This is a genomic window from Paraglaciecola sp. (assembly GCF_051252315.1).
Lineage (GTDB): Bacteria > Pseudomonadota > Gammaproteobacteria > Enterobacterales > Alteromonadaceae > Paraglaciecola.
Window position 1 is genome coordinate 1 of the sequence record NZ_JBPOFP010000208.1, and the last position, 4,091, is coordinate 4,091.

General features: G+C 36.8%; 3 protein-coding genes. 1 reads left to right on the forward strand and 2 read right to left on the reverse strand.

Annotated elements, in window-relative coordinates; all coding sequences use genetic code 11:
• Positions 1–629: 629 nt before the first annotated feature.
• Entirely contained in the window at positions 630–1,484 is an 855-nt protein-coding gene (locus ACSHXM_RS21180; protein WP_435692300.1) for a DUF4435 domain-containing protein, read from the reverse strand.
• Positions 1,484–2,899, reverse strand: a complete 1,416-nt coding sequence (locus tag ACSHXM_RS21185; protein WP_435692302.1) for an AAA family ATPase — start codon at positions 2,897–2,899, stop codon at positions 1,484–1,486. Before ACSHXM_RS21185 ends, ACSHXM_RS21180 begins: the two co-directional genes overlap by 1 nt.
• Positions 2,900–3,359: 460 nt before the next feature.
• On the opposite strand from ACSHXM_RS21185, the gene ACSHXM_RS21190 reads away from it, so the two are divergent.
• Positions 3,360–3,515: a hypothetical protein gene (locus tag ACSHXM_RS21190; RefSeq protein WP_435692304.1), complete on the forward strand. Its 156-nt coding sequence runs from the start codon at positions 3,360–3,362 to the stop codon at positions 3,513–3,515.
• Positions 3,516–4,091 lie beyond the last annotated feature (576 nt).

Here is a 4,091-nt window from a genome sequence, read left to right on the forward strand (position 1 = left end):
GTTTAAGAGGCAGTCAATAATGTGAAGCTTATTTAATTGTGATATCACAATCACTCTTACATCAAATATGGAATGAATTGCAATATTGACGAAAGTACAAGAAACCAACAACTCAACGATTCGTCTACAATACGTCTACATTTTAATTTTTTGATTTTAAATGATAGTGAATACTATCGCTTGAAGTAATGGTGCCCGGGGCCGGACTTGATAAAGAACCCCAAAACACTGTTATTTATAGACTTATCTAACATTAAGTTAAACTTATAGCACCACATGTAGCACCACAATGACTCGTTAGAAATATATCCCTAATAAGGATTACATTTAAATTAAACACATAGAATATTTAAAATATATTAACCAGTAACTGTTAACTAGAATGTTACTCAAATTTAAAATCATTAAATTTCTTCTTAAAAACAGATATGTCTGAAAGGGATCGAATAACGGACGGTCACTTTGGATTCGTTTTTTGGAAAAAATGAGTTTACACTACGAGACACGTTCAACGTCCCGCCAGTTTCTCCTCTCTCTTTTAAGAAGCAAGGGCATGAATATATTCAGAATAGAAGAACACCTTAATCGGTGCTATATCTATTTGTGCAATCCAATTGTGTCACTTTAGCTTAAGCTACATTTCTTTCATATACAAACTGAACTACTGGTTGTAATACAGTTGCCAAATCATCTGATTGATAAATTACCGCTGCTAGAGCCTCCACCATTATCTCGACATTGTTGAATTTCCCACCTAAAGTAGGGTTAATTTCAAGAAGTTTCTGACGAATGTAACGCTGTAATGAATGCTTAAGCAGCTTACCAGGAAAGTCGTGGGTCAAGTCTCCAGTTGATTCAAAGTTCGCCTCATAGAACTCTTCCACATCTTGCTCTGTTACATCAGCAGGTAAGAGATTGGCAATTAACTCTTCTATCTTCTCCCTACAAAGAGTCCAGTTGTTCTGCTCACACAGAAAGGCATCACTCCAAGTTTCCGTGACGTCTTCTCGCCTATGATTGGTCATATACCTTTGATAGTAGAAAAGAACCTTAATCAACGTCTCGGTGGAATTAGCCACTTCACGACTAAAATCTTCAAGACTAAATGCTTGTTTGGCATCCTGAAATCTACATTTCAATACAAATTGCAACGAACGACTAATCACATCTTCACAAATGAAATAGTTTTCAATGGAGTATCTACTTAAGCCAACCAACCTATCATCCTCAATACCCATATCATTAAAGTCTTTATCAACAATAAAAATTGAATTATTGGTTTCAAACTCACGGAGAAAGTCTCTAATTGGCCCCTTTCCTCCTGAATGAATTACGTCGAAGTCTGCGTCAGCCAACGCTATTGATAAAAACGAATCGTAAATTGGGACATCGTCACTTCCCTCCACTACTACAAATGACAATAATTTTTGACGCTTGATTCTTCTAAAGTTCTCTTCTGGCGTGTATTTCCTTATAGACGACATTAAACTAAATCCTCCAAATCAATTTCTGTTGCCCCTCTGGCGTAAATTGAAGGAGAATGTGTAGCGACGATTATTTGAGACTTTGGTGATAACTTTATGATTGAGGGAAGTATCATTCTTTGCCAATCAAGGTGCAAAGATAACTCTGGCTCATCAGCAACGAAAACAGCACCCTCAATACTACTAAGAGCTGCTTTACCCAAAATGGACAAGATATGCTTCTCCCCAGAAGATAAGTCTGACAACCGAATTTTCCTAGTTCCTGATATAACATGGAACCGCCCATCCTCAGATAAGGAAAACTCTTTTTTCCCAGCTAGATAAAGGTTAACCTCTTTTTTGTAGTCTACAAACGCTTTCGACAGCAAGCTTTTCTCTTCCTGCATCTTCTCAACATCTTTAACCACCGATAGGAAACGGTCGTGTATATGGGTCATTGAAAAGAAGTTGAAATAAGAGTCATTAAATCTGTCGAAAGCTTCAGTCTTCTTTTTATTATTTGATTTTTCATCACCTTTAATTGATTGAAGGGCCTCATAGTCTCGTTTGACACTTATATTCAAATTTCTCCAGGTTCCAAAATGCTCTTTTATCTTTTCCTCGGGCACATCAATACCAACATCTCGCAACTTTCTAATAAAAGCATCTACATCTACATCGACCTCTTGCACTTGAGACTTCATTGCAGTCGAAACCTTCCTGAAAGCATTGGACACTTGTTTAATAGCGCTGCCGTCCATCATAACTTTTTCAATTAATTTGGATTTCAAGTTCTCAAGTTTATTGGTAAGAATCTTACGGTTCTCATTCGCTTGACTCACAAACTGACGCTGCAAGTTATTCAGAACCCTTACGCTTGGGTCCATTATTTCAGCAATTTGAGTTTGAGATATTTTTCGATGCCTCAACTGTGCATAAAGATAATCATCTCTATCTCTAGCACCAAAAAGTTCAGAATCATGCATTCTCAACAAAGGAACGTGAGTAAGATTTAGAGGTGCATTTAGCTTTTGTTTTAGCGTCTCAACCTGCTCTCCATATTTTTCGTGAATTCTCTCTGAGTCTTCACTCTGGCGAACTAAAAATGGTTTCGATTTTTCCTCTCCATCCAATTGATACGTTAACTTATTTATGCCCCTCCTATTTTCTATGCCTCGCTCTCTCGTTAGAGTGAAAAACTTTTCAGCCCTTCGCATGCCAGACTTAGCTAATAGTATTGATATTCTTTCAAAGCCCGTTTGAGCTAGTGAATCAAGCTCAATATTTAGACTATTCACAATCAAGTTAATAATCGTCGTTTTACCCGTACCATTACCTCCATAGATACAGTTACACCCTTCAGATAGGTCAATTCGATAGTCGTTGCCTTTTTCAAACAAACCTTCTATCGAAACCCTTCTAATGTAATAATCCATTTTTTATCCTCATTGTTTTTATTCTGTCCAACCCCTTGGACACCAGAGTTGCCCTGTAACTCTGGTGTAACGTTTTAATACAACTCTAATTGAAGCATCAAACCACACTACCTAAATGTAACTCCTTCATTTAAATACATTTCTCATATAATTTCACCCATTTAATGGAAAAACTTAGGGACTTAAGACTGCGTTCCCTTTTATCACTTCCTGTGTCACTCTCTCGCACCATTTTAAGATTTTATATTACCCAACTTACACCTAGTACTTTTGTTGCTGATTCTGTAGCTTGTTTAGTGATATAAACAAGTAGAACGGCCGCTTGAACTCACCACACATACGCGAAGTTCAAGTTTCTAATAAAACTATATATTCAAAGCAGCCAAAGGGAGATTGAACGATCTTGATAATTATCTTTCGTGAGCTACATTTATATTTAAAAAAACTCATGGACGAACATATGCCCCCCCCACCTGTAATACTCGTCAAAACGTGGCTTCAACTTCTTCAATCAGACATGGAACAAGAAGCTAAAATAGAAGTTGAAAACAAGATTATAAGTACTTTCGGTAGTATTGAGATTGCCATCATTTATATGAGTGAAGGTATAGAGTAACAAAATGATAACTCTACAACTTGGGATATTATGAAGTTTAACTTCACACATTTTAAATGATACTGGTGAGGGGATTACCTTAAAAATTACGATAAAAGTGCAAATATTTGCACTCTGTTTCCACTAACTTTAGCTAAGTGAAAATCCGTAACGCCATGTTTTAATTTAGGTTAATTCCAAAGTTTGCACTATTTGCACTTTTTGCACACTAAAACAATCACCCTGTAACTAACTCCCCTCGCCCCTTTGCAATCAAGACAACGCGGCTTACAGTAAGATGGGGTAAATATTGAGTTTAGGCCTTAGCTGAACTGTATTAGATATATTGCTAAAACAACTCAAAGTAGCATTTATTTGATCCCCCCCCCTAAAAAATACAGCGGTCATAAAAACGTGGCTAAATAGGCGGTGTCCCTAATAAATAGCTCTGATTTTTGTATACCCCCCATACCTATAATTACTCATACTTAAATGGGTTTTCTCATTTTCAAAACGTCTTATATAAAAATGTACCTAAGTTGGCGGTGTCATGTAGGTGTTATCTGAACTATTGAGGCCCCGTGCCTAACTCATAAT

What these genes read in the sequence shown, in the direction of transcription:
- ACSHXM_RS21185 (WP_435692302.1), bottom strand. Translation starts at nt 2,899, where the DNA reads ATGGATTATTACATTAGAAGGGTTTCGATAGAAGGTTTGTTTGAAAAA.
- ACSHXM_RS21180 (WP_435692300.1), bottom strand. Translation starts at nt 1,484, where the DNA reads ATGTCGTCTATAAGGAAATACACGCCAGAAGAGAACTTTAGAAGAATC.
- ACSHXM_RS21190 (WP_435692304.1), top strand. Translation starts at nt 3,360, where the DNA reads ATGCCCCCCCCACCTGTAATACTCGTCAAAACGTGGCTTCAACTTCTT.